The organism is Bacteroides sp. AM23-12 (assembly GCF_003434395.1).
Taxonomy (GTDB): Bacteria; Bacteroidota; Bacteroidia; order Bacteroidales; family Bacteroidaceae; genus Bacteroides; species Bacteroides thetaiotaomicron.
The window spans coordinates 42,369-65,447 of record NZ_QTLF01000026.1; the positions used below are offsets into that span (position 1 = coordinate 42,369).

The following is a 23,079-nucleotide window of genomic DNA, read 5'->3' on the forward strand; positions in this document are numbered from 1 at the left end:
AGCATACTTCATAGAACCATACTGTAAATCTACGTATCAATCTCCCAAACCAGGAATAAAAACAAAGAATTCCATGACTGTTTTGATCTAATTATGATTTTATTAAACATAAATTAATAATAGACAGAACCTTCAATAAGCAAGCATTATCATTTTCTACGAACAATAAATATAACATTGTATTAAAAATATACAAGTTTTCAATACATTTTATCGCAAACATCATACAAAAGAGCAACAAGTCCCTATTTTTAATCAGATATTATATCAATTTTTTACAACTATGACGTATATTTACCTCATAAGAACAAGCAATATTATATTATAAAAAAATACGTATATATTATCCAAGAACCCAAAAATGAGAGAATCTAAATTGGTACTAAATGGAAGTTATTCCAAAAGTACCCAACACAAAGCGCGGGCACCTCCTGAGGAGCGCGCATTACTTACAATATATTTAACATTTATATTTAATAAAAAATAATCAAATAATTATTGTTACTTGGAGGAAATTTGCCCTATTCCTTTCAAAAGGGTTCAAACATTAGAATTAAAATTCTACATATATACTACGCATTCCCGATATCAGCCTTCAAAGAACAAATAATTTAGAGATCATGTTATTTGAACTTATTGATATACAATCATGAAACCATAATACAGTGCATTTTTCTCGCTTCAAACTCGAACGAGAGGAATAAATCAATTTCGCCAAGTGACGTTACTAAAACAACAGATTAATATGAAATATTTAATTATAACGTCATTATACACTTCTATTATCGTGGTTACAACCACCCAAAGTGAATTATTGCCAATTTTATTTTCAACAGCAGGAATACTTTTATTGTATTGGCTCTTGTCTCATTCTCTTGCCATGCGGAAAGAAATTGCTTTTTTAAAAGAAGAAAATCAGTATTTCATGGACTCTTTCCGAAACATTCGTACCCCGATCACATTGCTTCATACGCCTTTAAAGTCAACCTATAGTAATAACTGCCCGGACATTATCAAAAAGGATCTGTCACTGGCTATCCGCAACATAGATTGCCTTAATGATCATTTAACCAGATTAATGGATCTGAAGCAAATAGCCACTCATTCCAAAAGAATGAATATTACGGAATATGAATTAGGAAATTTCCTTAAAAATAAAATATCTTCTCTGAAAGATCACGCAGCAAACAGACATATTAAATTAGAAATCCAAACAGAATTCAAATATGCAAGCGTATGGATAGATCAAAGTAAAATATCTCCCGTAATAGAGAAATTTATAAAGAATATAATAGATCATACAGAATATTCAAAAAAAGTTATTATACATGCATCTTTATGCAATAAATATTGGAAAATAAAAGTGAGTTATACTGGAAATGAAAACCTAATGAAATGTTATAAATGCTCCGGTAAACATCTTATTAAACAAAAAACAGAATCTAAATATTACTTTGCAAAAAGTGCTTTATGCAAAAAACTGACAGAAATATGCAATGGAGAAATATTAATCAATAATTCATGTCATACGATCACATTGCGTTTTCCTGTAAAGCCCTCTTATGAAAATGTATCCGAACGCAGTTTGGTTCATATAGAGAAGAATATAGAAGAAGAAAAGATTGATGCCTTATTCCACAAAAGTTCGCAGAAAAGAAATTCGTCCAGACCTGTCGTGATTATGGTCGACAGTAACGAAGAGTTCAGATCCTATCTGGAGACCTGTTTATCAGAGGAATACATAGTCAGAGGCTTTGAAAACGGAGCGGACGCATTGGGATATATCAAAGGGGAACATCCGGATCTGGTAATATGCGATACAGTGCTCAACGGAATGGGCGGTGATGAACTTTCTTCAAGACTGAAGACGTCTAAAGAAACATCTATTATACCGGTCATCCTTTACGGATCGCATATAGATGCCGACCAACGCAGTAAAAGGGAAGCGTCATTAGCAGACACATTCATGCATACTCCTTTTCATGTGGAGGATTTAAAGATAGAGATTGCTGTTCTTATCAGGAACAGCCGCCTTCTTAGAAAAGCATTCCTGCACAAAGTATTCGGAGAACATTTTCTGCAAGTACAACCAGTAGAAATCATAAAGGAAGCTACTGAGGGGGCTAAAAACTCATTGATCAATGAAGTGAAAGATTATATTCTGGAACGAATAGAGCACGAAGACCTGACTATTGATGCAATTGCTTCACACTTAAGAATGAGCAGAACTAAATTCTACAACAGGTGGAAAACGCTGACCGGTGAAGCTCCCACTGTCTTTATTGAAGCTATTCGAATGGAGAAGGCACATGAATTGTTAGAAAGTGGGAAATATCCTGTCGGCACCATACCGGAAATGATCGGATTGAAAGATGTAAAAAACTTCCGCAACAGATATAAAGAATACTTCGGAATTACCCCTAAAGAATCTATCAAGAAAAAATAGTCGGAATAAAACGAACATATAAAAATATGTCCGGAGGTACTCCAGCGCGATATTTACGGAGAAATCGACTGGAGTACCTTTTTCTTTTTCATTTGCTTGATGCAGTATTCCGTTATTTCCGGTATTTACTCTATGTACGTACACCTTAATTTTGAGAATTAATAATCTAATTTGTTTAACAAGTATGAAAACCTTAACTAAAATGAAAAAAGTATGTTGCTTAAGTCGTTTTGTTTTATTGGTAATGGCATTGGGGATGACTAGTATCTTTACTTCTTGTAGCAGTGATGATGATGAAAATATTCCGGTATATTCTCTCAAAGATGTAGAAGGCACCTATTCCGGCAAAATGCAGACAACCTCTATCGCTCCTTTGGAAAATGCAGAGAATGAAGCTGGAGACGGAGTCACCGTAAATGCCGAATTAAAAGATAATCATATATTAATCAGCAAATTCCCGGTAGAGGATCTGATCAAAAGCATTATCGAAGATCCGGACGCAGCCGAAGCCATCATCAAAGCGGTAGGAGATGTAGAATACAAAATCCCTTATCAGGCAGCTTTCAATGATAATAAAGACAACATCTTACTTCAAATGTCACCTGAACCCTTGGTATTGGAAATCGCAATGGAACCACAACCCATAAGAAAAACTGAAGGGGAAGAAGAAACTCCTAAACTCACCGTAAAAGTGACAATCAAAGCTGACGAGAAAGGCAGTTATGCTTATGAAGGTCAGAAACTGAAGTTTGCTATTCAGGCAACAGAAGTTACAGTAAATGAAGAACGGTTTGATAAATTTCCGGCAACGACCTTTTCTTTTGATATGACTAAGAAATAAGGTGACTGTTTAATTATTTACAGAATAAAATGTAAAAGAGAGTGTGTCTGCGAAAGAAGACACACTCTTTTTTTTATATTTGCATCAATAATAAATCTACAGCTAATGACAACAACAGAAAGCGTCCGAAAAGAACTGAAAACTCTGGAAGACCCTGCATACAGGGAATTTCACTCCTCTTTAATTCCCGGTGCCGATAATATTCTCGGTGTACGCATCCCGCAACTCCGGATAATGGCTAAAGGGCTCGCCAAGAAAGAAGGCTGGCGTACATTCGTTGAAGCAACCGATACACAGTATTATGAAGAGACAATGCTACAGGGAATGATTATCGGACTCGCTAAAATGGAGCTGGAAGAACGAATCCACTATATTCGTCTCTTCGTCCCGCGTATCAACAACTGGGCCGTATGCGATATTTTCTCAGGTGAACTGAAAAAGACGGCGGTAGGAAAAGGGAAAGAAACAGTATGGCAGTTTATCCAGCCTTATCTGAAATCAAAAGAAGAATATGAAATCCGATTCGGAATTGTGATGCTGTTTCATTATGTAGATGAGGATCATATCGATTCATTGCTAGAATATGCCGATTTATTCACTCATGAAGCCTATTATGCACGTATGGCAATGGCATGGATGATATCAATCTGTTTCATTAAATTTCCAGATAAGACGATGAAATATCTGAAGCGAAGCAAACTGGATAACTGGACATACAATAAATCATTGCAGAAAATCATTGAATCTCTGCGTGTAGATAAAGAGACGAAAGGCATCATCCGTTCTATGAAAAGAGTAGGATAAAAAACGGTGGATGACAAACGATGCCCGGTTTTAACCGTTTCATTCGTTTATCATCCACCGCTTATTACCGGGTGTTTTTAACTTACCGCTTCACATTCTTTTTTCTCTTTCTTCTGCTTCTGCGATTTTGTTGTTTCCGACGGCTGTAGCGTTGCCATCTCTTATAAATCATCCATCCGCTCATCAAAGCTACGACAACAAAAATCAGAATAGTAATACCTACCCCCAGATTGTCACCTTTGATGCGTGACCAGATATCCAGTACCTCTTTGGTTTTATCTCCGAAGTCACGAATCATAGCGCAGCGTTCCACCACCTTACGGTCGGGATATTGAATCTTATCAATCTGTATGCTGTCGGCATCCGGACCGAAGAAATAACTTAAATCCGCATAATAATCCAGAGTCGTATCCACTTTCTCTTCCAGAATCTCCGGTGTAGCGATAGAACTCACATATCCACAGAAATCCATATTACGCAACGCAATGTCCGGACGGCACATAAAGTTGATAAAGTAGCTGGCAGCCACCGGATTCTTCGCATATTTAGGAATCACCCAGCCATCATACCAGATATTACTTCCTTCTTTCGGAACCACGTAGTCAAGGTCCACTCCTACCGCATTCGCCTCTTCAATCGCCCATATCGCATCGCCACTCCAGGTCATATTCAGCCATGCTTTATTCTTCGTCATCATCTCCTTACCGAAGTCCGCTTCCCAACCGGCAATATTCGGTTTCATAGCTTTCAGATACTTTTCGGCTACCTCCATAGCACGTGGCGAGTAATCATTCATCAGGTCTTCCACCGTCACCGTCCCTTCTTCCAGCTCTTTGGCATGGGCATAGATAACGGCTGTTCCATAAGCGTCACGGTAACTGTCTTTCATCAGAATCTTTCCTGCATATTTCTTATCCCAAAGACATTCCCAGGAGAAAGCGTCGGAATCGGGAACGTATGCCCGGTTATAAAGAATACCTGCGGTCCCCCACATATAGCAGACAGCGTAACGGCTTGCTTCTTCACCCGGCTGACTCAGTTTATTAATCTGTTCGCGAATAAATGGTGACACATTATTCATGTAATTAGGGGAATGGGCGAAAGTGGTGTCAATAGGCAACAACAGATGCTTTTTCAGCATTCTCTCAATGATATATTCCGAAGGACAAACCACATCAAAATCCTCATGTCCCTTTTCTATTTTCGTCAACATGATCTCGTTGATGTCGAATGTCTGATAGACGATGTGGATATCTTCACCTGTCTGTTCTTTATAGTACGCCTGGAAATCTTCGAGTACACCTTCTCCTATATAATCTGCCCAGTTATAGATCTTAAGGACTCTCTCGCGTGACTCACCGGAATTGTAGCAACCGCTCAGAAAACCAGCCAGCACCAGCAAAAACAAGTTAACAGAAACTATTCTTTTCATTTTATTTACGTAGCAGCACATTTTCATGATTCTTTCTTCTTCGTTTTTCCGGCACGGTAATTAATCACTATCAATAAAGCCAGCACCACCACAAAAATAATGGCGGACAACGGGCGAAGTTCAGGAGTCAGACCTCCCTTGCGGGCATCAGCATAGATATAGGTGGAAAGCGTTTCCAGCCCTTGATTACCGATGGTAAATACAGTTACGGCAAAATCATCGATTGAAAGCGTCAGTGCAAGCATAAAGCCACTGATCATTCCCGGACGAATCTCCGGAATGATTACCTTCCGCAAAGCCTGCATAGGTGTAGCTCCCAAATCGAGGGCAGCTTCATAAATGTTCGGATTCATTTGTTTCAGGCGCGGCAGAACGCTTAATACGACGTAAGGAGTACAAAAAGTGATGTGCGCCAGTACCACTGTGGTATATCCCTGCGTGATTCCGAGAGATACGAATAAAAGGAAAAGCGATATACCGGTTATGATATCACCGTTCAGAATAGGAATACTATTCACAAAACCAATCGCCTTGCGCGAGCGTGCTTTTAAGTTGAAGATGCCGATGGCAGCGATGCTGCCCAACAAGGTAGATGCCGTGGCAGCCAGCAGCGCAATGGTAATGGTATTGATCAGGGCATTCATCAGAGAATGATGGGCACCTGTATTAAATAGCGATGAATAAAGTTTGGTCGAAAACCCGGTCCAGTTACCTAATACCTTCGCCTCGGTAAAAGAGTAAATCACAATGATCACAATAGGGGAATATAGCAACAGCAGTAATACCCACAGGTAAGTCTGAGCGAATATCTTCTTTACCATAGCCCACCTCCTTCGTTCGTATTATCCTTATCATCGGTACTGAACAGTGAAGTCGCGGCTATCAACAGCAGCATGATCAGCGAAAGTGCTGCCCCATAGTTCCACATACTGTTATTGATATTCTCCTGAATGGTAGTACCAAAGAGTTTGATATTGTTCATCGTCAGCAGTTCGGCAATGGCGAATGTCGAAATGGTCGGCATAAACACCATCATGATACCGCTCATGACTCCCGGCATGGAAAGCGGGAGAACTGCCTTGAAAAAGACCTGTACAGGATTAGCCCCCAAGTCCTGCGCCGCCTCAATGTAGCTATGGTCCATCTTCTGCAATGTGTTATAGATGGGATAGATCATAAAGGGGATAAAGTTGTAAACCATACCGAAGATCAGTGCTCCCTCCCCCAGCGGAACGCTGAAAAAGTCGAATAAAGCGACAGTGGCAAGGGTACGTACCAGAATATTCACCCACATGGGCAGGATAAACAACACCACCATTGTTTTGGAACGGTTCAGCTTGCTGTTGCTTAATATCCAGGCTGCGGGATATCCCAGCAGGATACAGATAAGAGTCGTAATAATGGCAATACCTATGGAATAGACGAAGGTATTGATCGCTTCGGGATGTTCGAAGAATTTCTGAAAATTGGCGAGTGTCAGATGACCGTTATCATCGGTAAACGCATACACGACAATTAGAACCAACGGTATGACCACAAAGATCGCCGAGAAAATAATGTAAGGAAGAGTCCAGCTCTTACGTGATGACAAAAATACTATAAACTTCTTATTCACTTCCTTTCCTGTTAATCGGTTATTTTAATTACACGAATCGCATCCGGAGGGATAGTAATACCCACACGGTCTCCGTCATCCCAGACATCGTTCGTATCCACAAACACATTCTCGTCCCAGTCAGACCATACAGTCAGATGGTAATGATCACCTTTATAAAGGATGAACTTCACTTCTCCCGTCAGCGTACCGTCTTCTTCGTTATCCTGCAAGATCACTTTATCAAAGTCTACTTCGACCTTGACATCCGTACCGGATTCCAGCCCTTCCACAGAAGCACATTCGAACGTACAGCCCAGGAACTCTACATGAGTAGCATCCTGCAACTTTCCTTCAAATGTATTGCATACACGTTCTTTCTTCATAATATGAATATCAAACGGCTTCACCAGCAGCCCCACTTCCGCACCGACTTCAAAATGATGATAATCCTGAACAAGGAACTCATATCCGCCACAAAGCACAGTCATTTCATAGTGTACCCCTTTGAAGATCGAAGTCTGTACCACACCGGTCAGTTGCGCCATCTCCGAAACCGGGAAAATATAAAGGTCTTCCGGACGAATGACTACGTCCACCGGAGTATTTTCACCGAAACCTTCGTCCACGCATTCAAACTCCGTACCACAAAAGCGTACCAGTTTATCATGAATCATCGTTCCGTTGAGAATATTACTTTCTCCGATAAAATCCGCAACAAATGAATTGATCGGCTCATTATAGATATCAATCGGCGTACCGATCTGCTGGATTTTTCCTTCGCTCATCACGACAATCGTATCACTCAATGTCAAGGCTTCTTCCTGATCATGAGTTACGTATACAAATGTAATGCCCAGAGATTTATGCATTTCTTTCAGTTCCATCTGCATATCCTTGCGCATTTTGAGGTCGAGCGCAGCCAACGGTTCGTCGAGCAGCAACACTTCCGGCTCATTGACAATGGCACGGGCAATAGCTACACGCTGTTGCTGGCCACCGGAAAGAGAATCTACATCCCGATACTCGTAATCCGTCATACCAACCATCTTCAATGCGGCTTTCACCTTCTTGCCGATTGTCTGTTTCGGCGTCTTTTTCAGCTTCAGGCCGAAAGCAATATTGTCGTATACATTCAAATGCGGGAACAGGGCATATTTCTGAAATACCGTGTTCACCGGACGTTTATGGGGTGGAGTCTGTGTGATTTCCTTACCCGATATTCGGATTTCGCCTTCCGAAGCTGTCTGAAAACCGGCAATGAGACGCAACAATGTTGTTTTTCCGCAGCCGGAAGGTCCGAGAATCGTAACAAACTCGCCCTTTTTCACGTTCAGAGTTACATCATCCAAAGCTGTTTTGTCGCCAAAAAACTTCGATACATGGCTAACCTCAATGATGGATTTGTCTTCTTGCATATTCATACTAAAAGTTTGGGCTGCAAAGGTACACATTTCTACGATTTCCACCTACGTGTTAATCTAATATAACAGTGTTTTTCGATGCCAGACAGAAAAAAAATCTATCTTTGCATAAATATTTATTCACTAATTTTACAAAAGCATGAAAAAGTTAACTTATTTAGTTATTGCGACGGCAGCGTTGGGTATGGTAGCTTGTACCGGAAACAAAGCCGGATACGTTATCACAGGTACAGTAGAAGGCGCTGCTGACGGCGACACTGTTTACCTTCAGGAAGCAACAGGCAGAAATCTTACAAAACTAGATACCGCAGTCATCTCTAAAGGTACTTTCACCTTCGAAGGCACACAGGATTCTGCAGTAAACCGTTATGTCACTTGCGAAGTGAACGGAGAACCTCTGATGATTGATTTCTTCCTTGAAAACGGTAAAATAAACATTGCACTGACAAAGGACAATGATTCTGCAACCGGTACTTCCAACAATGACGCTTACCAAGCTATCAGAACTCAAATCAATGATATCAGCCAAAAGATGAACGCTATCTACGAAGCGATGGGAGATTCTTCTTTGAGTGACGAGCAGAAAGAAGCCAAGCAAAAAGAAGGTGCCCGGCTGGAAGAAGAATATGATAAAGTAATCAAAGAAGGTGTACAGAAAAACATCACCAACCCGGTAGGTGTATTCTTGTTCAAACAGACTTTCTACAATAACTCTACTGAAGAGAATGCAGCTTTGCTGGAACAAATCCCGGCTAATTTCCAAAATGACGAAACAATCGTAAAAGTTAAGGAACAGACTGAAAAACAAAAGAAGACTGCCGTAGGTACTAAGTTCATTGACTTCGAAATGCAGACTCCGGAAGGAAAAACTGTGAAACTGTCTGATTACGCAGGTAAAGGTAAAGTGGTACTGGTAGACTTCTGGGCTAGCTGGTGTGGTCCTTGCCGTCGTGAAATGCCTAACCTGGTAGAAGCTTACGCTCAGTACAAAGGCAAAAACTTCGAAATCGTCGGTGTATCTCTTGATCAGGATGCTGCTGCATGGAAAGAGTCTATTAAAAAACTGAATATGACCTGGCCGCAAATGTCTGACCTGAAGTTCTGGCAGAGTGAAGGCGCACAGCTTTATGCAGTGAACAGCATTCCTCACACTGTTCTGATTGATGGCGACGGTACTATCATTGCCCGTGGTCTTCATGGAGAAGGTCTTCAGGCTAAATTGGCAGAAGTAGTCAAATAAATGAAGCTGATAAGAGACTTCACCTGATGAAGTAACACTTGTGCCATACCGTTGTCACACTTGTGCCACCATATTGGCACAGTTATGCCACGCCGTTGGCACAGTTGTGCCAATAGGATGGCACAACATCCGACAAGGTATCTTATTCCTGTTAATGCAGTAGGTAAATCTGATCCAAGTACAGGCACTTTTGCCGAAGATACTGATCTTATCCACGCCGTTACATTGAGATATAAAAAGATAGCCCCTGCAATTTCGATCGCTCGAATTGCAGGGGCTTCTTTTATATAGGGACGTCAAGCAGGGAAGCGTCACTTCCCTACTCCGTCAAGCTATCAGATAAACCAACGCACGTAGCAGAAGTCCTGACGGTGCGGAAGTTCCGGATTCTTCGGGAACATACGGTAAGACACCTTGAAGCTACCGGCATTTGACAGGCTATGTTTAACCTGGAATGTGTAAAGGTCGCCTTCTTTCTTGATAACGCTGAACGGTTCTACAGAGTAAACGTGTTGTTTACCATCCGCAGTTGTATAAGTAGTTACCAGTTCAAGCCCTATAGCATCATTCAAGCCTTTTTCATCGATTACGTAAGTAATAGTATATTCTTTTCCGCTTTCGATATCACCGGCTTTCAAATCTTCCAGCTTGTCGCAAGATACGATTTCGATAGAATCCCACTTGGCAACGACTTCTTCTTTCCATGCAGCAATTTCTTTTGCTTTTGCATTGTCATTAGCAGACAGCATATGGAAACGTTTTGCCAACTTATTGTAGAACTTATTGTAGTAGTCGTCCAACTGGCGCTTCATCGTATAGTGAGGAGCGATCTGAGCGATAGAATTCTTCACTACCTTGATCCAGCCTTCTGAGTAGCCTTTCTTGTTACGAGCATAGTACAACGGCAGGATTTCTGTTTCAAGAATGCTGTAGATAGTAGCAGCATCCAACTGATCCTGATGTTCCTGATTCTGATATGTACGTTTTTCAGTCAACGCCCAACCTGCACCTTCACGGTAACCTTCCAGCCACCATCCGTCTAATACAGAAAAGTTGACAACACCGTTCATCAAAGCCTTTTCACCAGATGTACCGGATGCTTCCAACGGACGAGTCGGAGTATTCAACCAAATATCAACACCGGAAACCAAACGACGCGCCAACTGCATATCGTAGTTTTCGAGGAAGATGATCTTACCCAGGAATTCCGGACGACGGGAGATTTCGATAATACGTTTGATCAGCCCCTGTCCTGCTCCATCGTGCGGATGAGCCTTACCTGTAAACAGGAACTGTACCGGATAGTCAGGATTGTTCACAATCTTAGAAAGACGTTCCAGATCAGTAAACAGCAGGTGCGCACGTTTGTAAGTAGCAAAACGACGACCGAAACCGATCAGCAATGCATTCGGATTGATCTTATCCATCAATGAAACGATACGTGAAGGATCTCCCTGATTCTTCAGCCATGTATCACGGAATGACTTGCGGATATAATCTACCAGCTTGTTCTTCATCGTCATACGAGTCTTCCAGATCTCTTCATCGGGCACATTATAGATTGCTTCCCAAATCTTAGGATTCGACTGGTCGAACCAGAAGTTTTCATTGAAATATTTAAAGTACAGTTCTTTCCACTCCGTAGCACTCCATGTAGGGAAGTGAACACCATTAGTCACATAACCTACGTGCATTTCTTCGGGGAAGTAACCTTTCCAGATAGTAGAGAACATCTCCTGAGATACTTTTCCATGCAGCCAGCTTACACCGTTTACTTCCTGAGCAGTGTTGCAAGCAAATACTGACATGCAGAAACGTTCGCCCTTATCCCCCGGATTATTACGTCCAAGGTCCATCAGGTCATCCCAGCTGATACCCATTCTTGCAGGGTAACCGCCCATGTATTTACCGAACAAACCTTCGTCGAAGTAGTCGTGACCGGCAGGAACCGGAGTATGAACTGTATAAAGAGAAGAAGCGCGAACCAGCTCGATAGCCTGATCAAATGTCAGTCCGGTAGCTACATAGTCGCAGATACGCTGAACATTGATCAATGCAGCGTGTCCTTCGTTACAATGATAAACGTCTTTTTTGATGCCCAATGCTTTCAGTGTCAGGATACCACCGATACCCAACAGGATTTCCTGTTTCAGACGGTTTTCCCAGTCGCCACCATAAAGCTGGTGAGTAATAGGACGGTCGAATTCGCTGTTCATTTCATTATCCGTATCCAACAGATATAAAGAAATACGTCCTACGTTTACGCGCCATACGTTAGCATGTACATAATAGTCCAGATAAGGAACATCCACTACCAACGGCTGACCATTCGCATCCATCACTCGGTCGATAGGAAGCTGACCGAAGTTTTGTGCTTCATAGTTAGCAATCTGCTGACCGTCCATAGACAACGTTTGAGTAAAGTAGCCGTAACGGTACAAGAAACCTACTGCACAAAGATCTACATTGCTGTCAGAAGCTTCTTTCAGGTAGTCGCCAGCCAATACACCCAAACCACCGGAATATATTTTCAGGACGCTGCTTAAACCATATTCCATGCTGAAATAGGCTACAGACGGACGATTCTCATCCGGCTTCACATCCAGATAATCTCTGAATTTTGTATAAACATCATTCATTCTTCTCAGAATTACCTTGTCTTTTGCCAAAGCTTCCAGCTTCTCATAGCTCATACGTTCCAGCAACAACACAGGATTCTGTCCACATTCTTTCCAAAGTTCCGGATCTAGATCTCTAAATAGTTCTGTCGCTTCAAAATTCCATGCCCACCAGATGTTGCGTGAAATTTCGGACAATTTCTCCAACTCAGCAGGGATACGTGATTTCACTGTAACCTCTTTCCAGTTCGGAGTATTCACATTACTAACTTTAATTTTCATAATGTTTTTGTTTACTTATTGATGAATAAAATGTTTTTTTAGCTTAACTGACGCTTCAGAGCATTGCGCAGAGCAATGTCATAAGCCTCATAATAATATTGAATGAAGTGCTTCCACAGTGCCTGCTCTGCAACATCTGCCGCACGTTTGCGGATTTCCTTCACTTCTTTTTCCGATTTATCCGCAAAGAGCGTAATCGTATCCTTGATACCATCCGCCACTTCCGAATCATTATAGTCCGAACGATGCAGCACTTCTACTCCATCATTGATGCCATGCTGATTCTTCAGACTGTTCACCCAAAGGCCAAAGCCTGCCAGATCAGTAGTAATTGTAGGTACACGGAACGCTACACTTTCCAAAGGAGTATATCCCCAAGGTTCGTAATAGGAAGCATAAACGCTCAAATCCTGTCCCAGCAATATATCATAATACTCTTTGTTCATAATACCATCACGACCGTCCAGATAGCAAGGTACGAAAATCACCTTTACTTTATCTTCGGGACGATTGCCCATTCCTAAATACTTCAGCATATCCAATACCTGGTCATGCGTCATATTGTGCAGCCAGTGAGTGATGAAAGGAACTTCAAGCGGTGTGTCGAACTTTTCTTTGCTTTTCAATCGCGCCTGCAAATCCTCACGGGGATCTCCCACCCAACCGGGTACATTGATGAATGCCAATACATTCTTATGCAGGTTTTTATCTCTGTTCAGGCGGTTCAATGACTCCAGAAAGACATCGATCCCCTTGTTCTTGAATTCATAACGACCACTGGTACCGATGATTAACGTATCATCATCCAGATTTGTTCCCAACAATTTATTGGCTACGTTCAACATTAATGAGCGCGCACGCTTACGTTTTCCGGTAAATGTATTGCCTTTGGGTACGAAATCGTCTTCGAAACCGTTCATCAGTACTACATCTGCCGGTTTGTCGAGCAATTCCTTGCACTCGTTATTGGTGATTTCACTTACTGTCGTAAAACAGTCTACATGATGCGCCGTCTGCTTCTCGATGGAATGCTTCGACTGCATATTCAATTCCTGTGCCATCTGATCGCCATTATACGCAAACAGATAGTCATACAGCGGCTTATGATTGCCGGCTATCGAACGTCCGATGGAAGTAGCGTGGGTTGTAAAAATAGTAGCAACTTCGGGGACAGCTTCCTGTACATAAAGTGCTCCCATTCCGGTCATCCATTCATGTGCCTGATATATCACCTTATCCGTTTCTGTCAGGTTGTAGCGGTAGAAACTTTCTACTACTCTTCCAGCAGCGTACGAAAACATAGAAGCCTCGTCATAATCGCCATAAGCGTGCAACGAGTCTACTTGAAAACGATTCCACATTTCTGTGTATATATCGTTCTTCTTTTCAAAAAAAGGTTGGAAATCAACAAGAATGACAATAGGTTCACCGGGTATATTCCATCGTCCTATACGGACGGAAAGATGATCGTTTTCAAGTGCATGCGTTTTCCAGGCAGCGCACAGATTATCCGACTCGATGAATAGAGGGTTCTCTTTTCCTTGCCACACATCAGGACCTATAAAAAAAATTCTGTCGCGGAATTTTTCCTGCAATGTATTCGCCCGTGTCGACAATACGGTGTATATCCCTCCCACTTTATTACATACTTCCCAGCTGGACTCGAAGATATAATCGGGGGTTAATAAATCTTTTACCATATAATATATTAAAACTCTTTTTAGTATGCGAGTGCAAAAGTACGCATTATTCTTTGAAAAATAATACTTTATGCGAAAAATATGAGTTAATAAGAGGAAAGAAAGGTTAGCCCGCCATGAAAAAAGAATATCCCCTTGTGAACGCAAAGCTGCATTCACAAGGGGATTGAAAGATCTTTATTAAAAAAATTTTTCCTTGAAAAATTTACGCAAGTGCACTACCGATCAAGAAAGTGGCAGCCAAAGCAACGATAGCGTAAAGTTCCGGGAATACGGCAAGAATCAATGTATTACTAAACACGTTGTGTCCCTGGCCGATAGCAGCGATACCGTTTGCACAAACCTGTCCCTGACGGATAGCCGAGAACAAGGCTACCAATCCCAAAGCGATACCTGCACCGAGAACTGCCGATGCCTGGATAGCAGTGATTTCAGGAGTCAGGATACCGAAGATAGTCTGGAACATAAAGTAACCGGCAAAACCGTACAGACCCTGTGTACCCGGAAGCGCAGTCAATACCAGGAAGTTACCGAATGCACTATCATTCTTTTTCAATGCGCCGATAGCAGCGTTACCTGCAATAGTTACTCCGTAAGCACTACCAATGCCTGACAAACCAACCATAACTGCGATGCCAATGTAGGCAATAAACAAATTCATTTCCATAATCTTATTCTATTTTTATTGTTTAATTCTTAGTTTATTATTTCTCAATGTTTTATTCTAAATTTCTAAAAGGCTTGTACTCCTTGCCGCCTCCTTCATAACCGGAGTTCTTGAAGAACTCTACAAATGTCAGACGCATCGGGTGAACCATTGCACCAAGCACATTCATAAAGATATTGATTGCATGACCGATCACAAAGATCAGCACCATTACGATAGGACCGGCAATCACGTTATCCGGACTCATACCTACTGCCAGACTGTTGAACACTCCCGCCAGAATACCTCCGGAAAGTCCGAGGGCAAACAGACGAACGTAGGACAAAACATCTCCCAGCAGACCGGTAGCCATGTTATATGAATCCCACAAACCAAGTCCGATATTCATGAATATGTTCTTTCCCGGACTGTTATAGAGGAATATCATCGCACCGGAGATACCCAGAATAACCAAATGCACTGTACCTCCCATTGGCAGTACATTCGGCAACAAAGCCGAAACAGCCATTGAAACCAACAGGATAATCCATCCGATCGTTGCCACTGCATATTTGAAACCAAACTGAATCGTCTGATTGACTGCTTTTAGCACCATACCGAACAAAATCTGAATAGCACCCAAAATCAATGATAACTGGAACATATCGTTGTTATCCATCAGCACCGCGTGTTTCAGACGTTGCACGATAGGCCAGTCCAAATCATAGATATTCGCTCCGAAGAATGTACCTGTCAGCAACCCGCAGAAGAAAGTTGAAACAGCCAATACTTGTATCAGCGAAAGAATCGACTTCATTGACGGAGTCACCTTCTTTGCCAGTAAGCGATATGCCGTAGCTCCAAGGAACAGGAAAAGTCCATATCCGGAATCTCCCAGACAGAGTCCGAAGAAGATCATAAAGAACGGGGCGAAGAACGGTGTCAAATCCAGTTCATTATACTTCGGAAGCATATACAGTTTACAGATCGGTTCAAACCAAGCAAAGAATCCCTTGTTATTCAATCGAATAGGGACATTATCACCCGGCATCGGATCGGTAATCTCATAATATACATGTGCGTCATTCAGATAGGCTTCTATCTCCACCTTACTATAGGCAGGAGCCCATCCTTCAATCAACATCAGTTTATCACCGGCAGCCTGTTCAGAACTCAATACTACTTTCGAGAATTCAATCTGTCCCTGCAACTCCCTCAAAGCAACCTTCAAGGAAGGTACATCCGTTTCAGAAAGTGTTACCAACTTCTTTTCGTTCTCTTCGATAGCCTGCTCCGTTGTATTATACAACGTTTCAAGATGTGCCAGCGAATAGGCGGGAAGTTTTGCCTGCTCAACGTCCAGATCTACTTCCTGACCGGCTTTGGTGACAGTCACAAAGAATACTTTGGAAGAAATACGATTTATGATCATCGCATTGTATTCCGTCTCCCATTCTTGCTGGTAGTTTCCTTCCGAACAGCTATAGAAACCGATTACATAGCCGGCATCTTTCAACTTCCGGACACTTGCCGGATCGAAGTTGCCCCATGCCTGCAATGCTTCCTTTTCTTTGGCATAGCCCTGCAATTGCTGAGACAATTTGCCGTGTTCAGTCTGCAAAGCATCTACTTCATCCAATACCTGCAAACCACGAGCAGCTGTCCCTCCTTCCGTTGCGATCACAGCATCTTTCTCATGCTTCTGATTCTGAAGCAATTTCAGAGTAGCTGTCAGACGGTTGGAAAGACGGATATTCTCTTGCAGTTCCGTATTGTCGGCAGCACCTTGCTGTTTCTCCACGATGTGGACTACACCAAGTTCGCGCAGACTGTTCAGGAATTCTTCGTATTCCTTATGATAAACCAGGAATGTGAGTTTCTTCATTTTTGTAATCATGCCTCTTCCTCCTTCCTTTTTTCCTGATGGGACTTCATGATCTTTTGCGATGATTTCGACAAGTTCTCTTCATCTTCCATAAATCTCTTGATCTTTCGCAATGCATCCTGATAGCCCGGTATTTGTACCTTCTCAAAAAGATTCACTTTCTGAGTGGTCTTTTTCCTCGCATGTTCTAGCAGATTCAGCTTGGCGAGCATAAACTCACGTTCAATTGCCGTATGCGCAAGTTCCTCCAGCAGATGGATACCGTCGGCATACCATTTGGGAGCGTTAAACATACTGTACGGACGTATCTCGAAATCGATATTTTCGAGAAGCGGTACACGTACACCCGCAATCTTTTTCACGCCAAGATGAACGTCATTCACCTTTATCAATGAAGCGTCAAACTCATTCCAAAGGGCGAACATGGCTTCATAGGCTTGAATTTGTTGTTCGAGCCTATCCTCCAGATCGGCAGCTTCCGTTTTACAGCGCTTCACTTCCATGCGGAGGGCGCTTTCCTTATTCTTGATGATAGGAAGCGTACGCACCCGCACTTTCAGTTGCTTTTCGAGCTGCTGAAGAGAGGTTTTGTTATATTGAAACTTTATAGCCACGTTGTTTTTGCTAATTATTGGTTATAAATTTAGTTGCTGATTATTCTCCTTTCGGCCAGTACTGGTCAACAAGTTCCTTCTTGATATTTACTTCTTCCGGACGGAAGTATTCGCCGAACAAACCCCAGGCCACATCCAGCATTTCAGTAGTATCAAGGTTAACATCAATAGCCAGCAACTGGTTAGAATAGTCCTTCGCAAAAGCCAACGTACGTTCGTCGTAATTTGTCAGGTCGAAACCGTTTTCCATCTTAGTCTTCGCATTTGCAGCATCGGCATACAGACGTACAGCGGCATTCATCACCTGCGGATGGTCTTTACGTGTCTTCTTACCGGTTACCAGCTGTTTCAGACGAGACAATGAACGGAACGGGTCAACAATAACCTTACCGATATCACTGTCACGACGCAAGAACAACTGTCCTTCTGTGATATAACCCGTATTATCAGGCACAGCATGTGTGATATCTCCACCGGACAACGTTGTCACCGCAATAATCGTAATAGAGCCACCGGAAGGGAACTGCACCGCCTTTTCGTAAATCTTCGCCAAATCCGAATAGAGCGAACCCGGCATAGAGTCTTTGGACGGAATCTGATCCATACGGTTGGATACGATAGCCAACGCATCGGCGTAGCTGGTCATATCGGTCAACAGTACCAATACTTTCTCGTTATTGTTTACGGCGAAGTATTCGGCAGCAGTCAGTGCCATATCCGGAATCAGCAGACGTTCTACCGGAGGATTTTCCGTCGTATTCATGAAGCTCACAATACGGTCGAGAGCACCGGCGTTGGAGAATACATTCTTAAAGTAGAGGTAGTCATCGTTCGTCATACCCATACCGCCCAGAATGATCTTATCTGTTTCAGCACGCAATGCCACGTTTGCCATCACCTGATTGAAAGGCTGGTCGGGGTCGGCGAAGAACGGAATCTTCTGACCGGATACCAGTGTGTTATTCAAGTCGATACCGGCAATACCCGTTGCAATCAGTTCCGACGGCTGTTTACGGCGCACCGGATTCACTGACGGACCACCGATTTCCACTTCCTGTCCTTCAATTTCCGGACCTCCGTCAATCGGATCACCGAAAGCATTGAAGAAACGTCCTGCCAACTGCTCACTCACTTTCAACGTAGGCGATTTGCCGAGGAACACCACTTCGGCGTTGGTAGGAATACCTTCCGTACCTTCAAATACCTGCAGAGTGACATCGTCACCGGCAATCTTAACCACCTGTGCCAGTTTACCGTTCACAGTGGCAAGCTCGTCATACCCTACTCCTGTCGCTTTCAGCGAACAAGTAGCCTTGGTAATCTGAGTAATCTTGGTATATATCTTTTGAAAAGCTTTTGTTGCCATCTATATATTTACAATTTAGCTATTTACAATTTACTATTTAACGCTTCTTTCGGCAATCAATTCTTTTAATTGCTGCTGGAATCCTTCGTACTGCTCAGATTTGAACTTCGAGTAGTTCATCTGCTTGCATACATTGATCATCCTTTTGAAGTAATCCATTACTTCATTGAAATTGTCAAATTCAAATTCTGTATGGCAGATGTCGATTATCATATTCAGAATTGCTTCCTGACGTTCCATCGGAGTCACCGAGTCAACCTCATCAAAGGCATCCTGTTGCAGGATTACGAAGTCGATCAATTCGGATTTCCAGAAAATCACGTGGTATTCCACAGGTACACCGTCATCACCCAGAATGTTAATCTGCTCGGCAATTTCCTTACCACGCTGCAAGCGGGTTTTAAGTTCATTCACCTTGCCGATCCATTCGTCATTGATATGTTCCTTGATATATTCTTCAAATTCCGGATATTCGATATATTTGGAATAAGAGTCAATCGGGTTCACGGCCGGATAGCGTTTCTTATCGGCACGATCCTGTTCCAATGCGTAGAAACAGCGGGCTACCTTCTTTGTATTTTCCGTTACAGGCTCTTTCAAGTTACCACCGGCAGGTGACACCGTACCAATGAAAGTAATTGAACCGGTTTCGTCGTTACCCAGTTTCACATAACCTGCACGACCGTAGAAGTTAGAAATAATAGCAGAAATATCCATCGGGAACGCATCCGGTCCGGGCAATTCTTCCATACGGTTGGACATTTCGCGCAACGCCTGCGCCCAACGGGAAGTAGAGTCAGCCATCAGCAATACCTTCAGTCCCATCGAACGGTAATACTCAGCCAAAGACATTGCTGTATATACAGATGCTTCACGGGCGGCTACCGGCATGTTGGAAGTATTTGCAATAATAATGGTACGCTCCATCAATTTGCGTCCTGTATGCGGGTCCACCAATTCCGGGAATTCTGTAAAGATTTCCACTACCTCGTTGGCACGTTCACCACAAGCCGCGATAATTACGATATCCGCTTCCGCCTGTTTGGAGATAGCGTGCTGAAGCACCGTCTTACCTGTACCGAAGGGGCCGGGGATAAATCCTGTACCACCTTCCACAATCGGGTTCAACGTATCGATTACACGTACACCGGTTTCCAGCAATTTGAAAGGACGCGGCTTTTCTTTGTAATTCGTCATAGCCCGTTTCACCGGCCATTTCTGAATCATCGTTACCGGGATGTCATTTCCTTCTTCATCTGTCAGGATAGCAATGGTATCTTCTATCTTATAATCTCCTTCAGGCATAATGGTCTTTACGGTAGCCGTTCCGTTCATAGTAAACGGAGCCATAATTTTCAGCGGCTGGAAGTTTTCGTCCACCTGTCCCAGCCATGCGGAAGCTACGACTTTATCACCGGCTTTCACCATCGGAACAAAATGCCATATACGTTCTTTATCCAACGGATATGTATATTGTCCTCTTTTCAGGAAAACACCGTCCATCTTGTCAAGGTCGTTTTGCAGACCATCGTAGTTCTTCGATAACATACCCGGACCCAAGGTCACCTCGAGCATGTGTCCTGTAAATTCGGCTTCGGCACCCACCTTCAGTCCACGGGTGCTTTCGAACACCTGAACATATACGTTTGCACCTACCACCTTAATCACCTCCGCCATCAACTTATCGCCACCGGTAGAGATATAACAAATCTCATTCTGAGCTACCGGTCCGTCAACGACGAGGGTCACCATGTTGGCAATAACGCCACTAACAGTTCCTTTTGTTGCCATATATTTTTTTAAATTTATTATCTGAATTCTGCGGGAATCTGTACTTCATTCTTCAGCGATTCAATGATGCTTCGGAACAATTGATTTCCTCTTTCCTTATCCAATGAAATCCAACGCTCAATCATTTCCAGTTTCAGCAAGAAAGCGAAAATACGTTCAATGGTGAAATAGTCGAAGAAAATAGCATCCTCCATCCAATTCCACCGCAGAGCATCCAGTTTCTTCTCACGTTCCACCAGTTCCGTGATCTCACTGATCTTCACCAACGATTCAAAAACATCCACCTCACCGGACAATCCGAAATCGCGGGCGCTGGATGTACGCAAGGCTTCGCATACTTCCGTGTTTCCTACGATATGGGCAGCAATATCCCATTTGAATTTACGAGCGGTAAATGCAACAAGAATATTATTAATGTTCAGATTGAATTCAAACCAGGAAGAGACGAACTTATTTCCGCATTTCATGGCGTACTCATAATATAAAGCAGCCAGATGATCTTCCTGCAACACCATGCTTTCGGCAGGTGTATTCAGATAATCGGAAATAAAAACAGACAGATAAGAAGGAAATTCTTTAGGGCTGATTTCCCCGCCTTCTCTCAGAATAGAAATATATTCGGTGAGTTCCGCAGCAGAGTAGTTTCCACGTTTGTCTATTTCCGCCTCTTTGTCTTTGAGGAGTTTCAGCACGTTGGCATTATCAAACTTCAGATAGAACAAGTCGATCAACTTTTGGTCTGAAGCAGACAATCCGCTGTAGATTTCTGTTTTAAAATCGGCTACTGTATAGCTCAGTTTACTGTCCTCCAAAGTGAGTTCCGGCAAACCGGCTACCAAGTAATAGTATTTACTACTCATAGTCGCTCCTTTTAAAATAGCATTTCTACTAACTGAGGACGCAAGAACGCTTTGAAGTAATTCATGAATTCTTCTTCTCCGAAATTCACCTTATACGAACCGTCCGCCGGAGAAACTGTGAATAAAGTTTTGATACCGTTCACTTGTTCGATCTTCACACCTTTATCCAACAGAGCTTTTGCATGGGCTGCAAAATACTTTTTCAGTGATTCTGCGTCGGCCGTAGAGATGACAATAGGTTCATCTACACTCCATTTGGATGCCAGCGCAACGATAAACGCATTCAGATAATCCTTATCCTGAGCGAAATCCTTCACAGAAGCGGTTATCAACTTGTCAGTAACCATCGTGGCAATCTCAGATTTAAGTGCGTTGACAGCCTGACCGGAAAATAGTTTTAACTCTGATTTTGTATTATCTGCCAGTTCATCAGCAGATTTACGAGAGGCAGCAACAATTGATTCCGCTTCTTTACGAGCATCCTCAATGATCTTCTTTGCTTCATCCTGAGCATTCGCGATAAGTCTTTGCGCTTCTTCGTTTCCTTTTTCCACGCCTTCACGATAAATCTTATCGGTCAACTCTTGAATTTTGTTTTCCATATTAACAGGAGTATTTAGTATTATTACTGTATTAATTATGTTCCTTCAATAGATTCTCGCCAAATTTACAAAAATCAATTTGATAAAAAAGAGAAAGATGCAAAGAAATCGACTCTCTTCTTATAAAATCACACTTTTACACCAATTTTATTCCGCTTTTCTCACGGTTATATTACTAAATGACACCTGTCTTAAAATATTATAACGAATAAAGCATCAACGATGAATTATTTTTGTCTTGATTTGATATATTCTTCTTCTTTTCCTGTAATCATACCAAGCCCGATACCTTTAATTACAGTTTTTCTCCGCTGATAGATCCCCAGGTATCTGGATTCAACTTCATACGTAATTTGTGGATAAAAAACAAAGTCCCACAGCCTCTCTCTATAGATCGGGTTTATCGTGTCGGGCATATTCAAAGACTCTTTCCATTCCTTCAGTCGAGCCGGACTGCTTTCCGACGAACTACCGGCTGTACCCAATACCAGACAACCAAATAAATAAGTCTTTTCGATCGTTTCCTTATAATTATTCAATCTGTTTTCCGGTATAGTATCCAGTATATTATTACTTATCTCTACTTCCCGGAATCCATCTAAGTCCGGCTTTGAATTACAGCCGGACATACCAGCCAACAGACTTATAACAGCAAAATACTTTATAGTTTTCATTTCCGTTTATATTCAACGATTCAATATAATCTCACCCTTCTGTCTCAAAGTAAGCTCAAGTTCCACATCTTTAGCTAAGGGATTCCTATTCACATCTGGCATTAGTGAATACAGCTATTTTATTTGCGGAAGAAGAGAAAAGACTGGCTTTTATCCGCCCTTAATTTAAATCCTGTTTCTTCTAAAGAAGCGTTGAAGAAAGCATGAAATCATTTCCGAAAGTATCCAAAACAATAAAGCCCTTCTGGTATTTCTACCGG

18 protein-coding genes are annotated in these 23,079 nt (G+C 42.3%); 4 read left to right on the top strand and 14 right to left on the bottom strand.

The genetic code is table 11. The annotated features are described in order from the left end of the window. The first annotated feature begins 745 nt into the window (after window positions 1-745). The 3 genes from DW640_RS17895 (at window position 746) to DW640_RS17905 (ending at window position 4,091) form a co-directional block, all read left to right on the top strand. Window positions 746-2,446, top strand: a complete 1,701-nt coding sequence (locus tag DW640_RS17895) for a response regulator (RefSeq protein WP_048696600.1) — start codon at window positions 746-748, stop codon at window positions 2,444-2,446. Window positions 2,447-2,630: 184 nt separating this feature from the next. After that, a complete protein-coding gene (locus tag DW640_RS17900) occupies window positions 2,631-3,287 on the top strand; it encodes a DUF4840 domain-containing protein (RefSeq protein WP_016267247.1) in 657 nt (218 codons plus the stop codon). Window positions 3,288-3,392: 105 nt separating this feature from the next. Further along, window positions 3,393-4,091, top strand: coding sequence for a DNA alkylation repair protein (locus DW640_RS17905; protein WP_048696598.1), 699 nt, complete (start codon window positions 3,393-3,395; stop codon window positions 4,089-4,091). 82 nt (window positions 4,092-4,173) lie between these two features. Here DW640_RS17905 and DW640_RS17910 read toward each other — a convergent pair whose 3' ends face one another. Genes DW640_RS17910 through potA form a run of 4 tightly spaced genes read right to left on the bottom strand, consistent with a single transcriptional unit; the run spans window position 4,174 to window position 8,541 of the window. Beyond that, window positions 4,174-5,523: an ABC transporter substrate-binding protein gene (locus tag DW640_RS17910; protein ID WP_048696620.1), complete on the bottom strand. Its 1,350-nt coding sequence runs from the start codon at window positions 5,521-5,523 to the stop codon at window positions 4,174-4,176. A gap of 23 nt (window positions 5,524-5,546) precedes the next feature. After that, window positions 5,547-6,344, bottom strand: a complete 798-nt coding sequence (locus DW640_RS17915; protein ID WP_008762999.1) for an ABC transporter permease — start codon at window positions 6,342-6,344, stop codon at window positions 5,547-5,549. Beyond that, the gene (locus tag DW640_RS17920) at window positions 6,338-7,138 is read right to left on the bottom strand and encodes an ABC transporter permease (protein ID WP_008762998.1); all 801 of its coding nucleotides are present in this window, start codon (window positions 7,136-7,138) and stop codon (window positions 6,338-6,340) included. Before DW640_RS17920 ends, DW640_RS17915 begins: the two co-directional genes overlap by 7 nt. Window positions 7,139-7,149: 11 nt before the next feature. After that, on the bottom strand, window positions 7,150-8,541 hold the full coding sequence (potA, locus tag DW640_RS17925; RefSeq protein WP_008762997.1) for a polyamine ABC transporter ATP-binding protein: 1,392 nt from the start codon (window positions 8,539-8,541) through the stop codon (window positions 7,150-7,152). Window positions 8,542-8,680: 139 nt separating this feature from the next. On the opposite strand from potA, the gene DW640_RS17930 reads away from it, so the two are divergent. Continuing rightward, a complete protein-coding gene (locus DW640_RS17930; RefSeq protein ID WP_008762996.1) occupies window positions 8,681-9,781 on the top strand; it encodes a TlpA disulfide reductase family protein in 1,101 nt (366 codons plus the stop codon). 335 nt (window positions 9,782-10,116) lie between these two features. Here DW640_RS17930 and DW640_RS17935 read toward each other — a convergent pair whose 3' ends face one another. The 10 genes from DW640_RS17935 to DW640_RS17980 form a co-directional block, all read right to left on the bottom strand. Continuing rightward, complete coding sequence (locus DW640_RS17935) at window positions 10,117-12,681, bottom strand: glycosyltransferase family 1 protein (protein ID WP_008762995.1); 2,565 nt, start codon at window positions 12,679-12,681, stop codon at window positions 10,117-10,119. 38 nt (window positions 12,682-12,719) lie between these two features. After that, a complete protein-coding gene (locus DW640_RS17940; protein WP_117578784.1) occupies window positions 12,720-14,381 on the bottom strand; it encodes a glycogen/starch synthase in 1,662 nt (553 codons plus the stop codon). A 205-nt stretch (window positions 14,382-14,586) separates the two neighbouring features. Beyond that, window positions 14,587-15,048, bottom strand: a complete 462-nt coding sequence (locus tag DW640_RS17945) for a V-type ATP synthase subunit K (protein ID WP_005675599.1) — start codon at window positions 15,046-15,048, stop codon at window positions 14,587-14,589. Between the two features lie 52 nt (window positions 15,049-15,100). Beyond that, on the bottom strand, window positions 15,101-16,924 hold the full coding sequence (locus DW640_RS17950; RefSeq protein ID WP_032850648.1) for a V-type ATP synthase subunit I: 1,824 nt from the start codon (window positions 16,922-16,924) through the stop codon (window positions 15,101-15,103). Next, window positions 16,921-17,526, bottom strand: coding sequence for a V-type ATP synthase subunit D (locus DW640_RS17955; protein WP_008762992.1), 606 nt, complete (start codon window positions 17,524-17,526; stop codon window positions 16,921-16,923). The genes DW640_RS17950 and DW640_RS17955 overlap by 4 nt, the downstream gene beginning before the upstream one ends. Window positions 17,527-17,566: 40 nt before the next feature. Next, window positions 17,567-18,892 carry a V-type ATP synthase subunit B gene (locus tag DW640_RS17960; protein WP_008762991.1) on the bottom strand — a complete coding sequence of 442 codons (1,326 nt, stop codon included), beginning with the start codon at window positions 18,890-18,892 and terminating at the stop codon, window positions 17,567-17,569. Window positions 18,893-18,925: 33 nt separating this feature from the next. Beyond that, the gene (locus tag DW640_RS17965) at window positions 18,926-20,683 is read right to left on the bottom strand and encodes a V-type ATP synthase subunit A (protein WP_008764971.1); all 1,758 of its coding nucleotides are present in this window, start codon (window positions 20,681-20,683) and stop codon (window positions 18,926-18,928) included. A gap of 17 nt (window positions 20,684-20,700) precedes the next feature. Further along, complete coding sequence (locus tag DW640_RS17970; protein ID WP_008762989.1) at window positions 20,701-21,543, bottom strand: DUF2764 domain-containing protein; 843 nt, start codon at window positions 21,541-21,543, stop codon at window positions 20,701-20,703. Between the two features lie 11 nt (window positions 21,544-21,554). Then, on the bottom strand, window positions 21,555-22,145 hold the full coding sequence (locus DW640_RS17975) for a hypothetical protein (protein WP_008762988.1): 591 nt from the start codon (window positions 22,143-22,145) through the stop codon (window positions 21,555-21,557). 227 nt (window positions 22,146-22,372) lie between these two features. Then, on the bottom strand, window positions 22,373-22,819 hold the full coding sequence (locus DW640_RS17980; RefSeq protein WP_055300172.1) for a hypothetical protein: 447 nt from the start codon (window positions 22,817-22,819) through the stop codon (window positions 22,373-22,375). Window positions 22,820-23,079 lie beyond the last annotated feature (260 nt).

Coding starts and splice junctions, on each gene's coding strand:
- DW640_RS17895 (WP_048696600.1), top strand. CDS start 746: ATGAAATATTTAATTATAACGTCATTATACACTTCTATTATCGTGGTT.
- DW640_RS17900 (WP_016267247.1), top strand. CDS start 2,631: ATGAAAACCTTAACTAAAATGAAAAAAGTATGTTGCTTAAGTCGTTTT.
- DW640_RS17905 (WP_048696598.1), top strand. CDS start 3,393: ATGACAACAACAGAAAGCGTCCGAAAAGAACTGAAAACTCTGGAAGAC.
- DW640_RS17910 (WP_048696620.1), bottom strand. CDS start 5,523: ATGAAAAGAATAGTTTCTGTTAACTTGTTTTTGCTGGTGCTGGCTGGT.
- DW640_RS17915 (WP_008762999.1), bottom strand. CDS start 6,344: ATGGTAAAGAAGATATTCGCTCAGACTTACCTGTGGGTATTACTGCTG.
- potA (WP_008762997.1), bottom strand. CDS start 8,541: ATGAATATGCAAGAAGACAAATCCATCATTGAGGTTAGCCATGTATCG.
- DW640_RS17930 (WP_008762996.1), top strand. CDS start 8,681: ATGAAAAAGTTAACTTATTTAGTTATTGCGACGGCAGCGTTGGGTATG.
- DW640_RS17935 (WP_008762995.1), bottom strand. CDS start 12,681: ATGAAAATTAAAGTTAGTAATGTGAATACTCCGAACTGGAAAGAGGTT.
- DW640_RS17940 (WP_117578784.1), bottom strand. CDS start 14,381: ATGGTAAAAGATTTATTAACCCCCGATTATATCTTCGAGTCCAGCTGG.
- DW640_RS17945 (WP_005675599.1), bottom strand. CDS start 15,048: ATGGAAATGAATTTGTTTATTGCCTACATTGGCATCGCAGTTATGGTT.
- DW640_RS17950 (WP_032850648.1), bottom strand. CDS start 16,924: ATGATTACAAAAATGAAGAAACTCACATTCCTGGTTTATCATAAGGAA.
- DW640_RS17960 (WP_008762991.1), bottom strand. CDS start 18,892: ATGGCAACAAAAGCTTTTCAAAAGATATATACCAAGATTACTCAGATT.
- DW640_RS17965 (WP_008764971.1), bottom strand. CDS start 20,683: ATGGCAACAAAAGGAACTGTTAGTGGCGTTATTGCCAACATGGTGACC.
- DW640_RS17970 (WP_008762989.1), bottom strand. CDS start 21,543: ATGAGTAGTAAATACTATTACTTGGTAGCCGGTTTGCCGGAACTCACT.
- DW640_RS17975 (WP_008762988.1), bottom strand. CDS start 22,145: ATGGAAAACAAAATTCAAGAGTTGACCGATAAGATTTATCGTGAAGGC.
- DW640_RS17980 (WP_055300172.1), bottom strand. CDS start 22,819: ATGAAAACTATAAAGTATTTTGCTGTTATAAGTCTGTTGGCTGGTATG.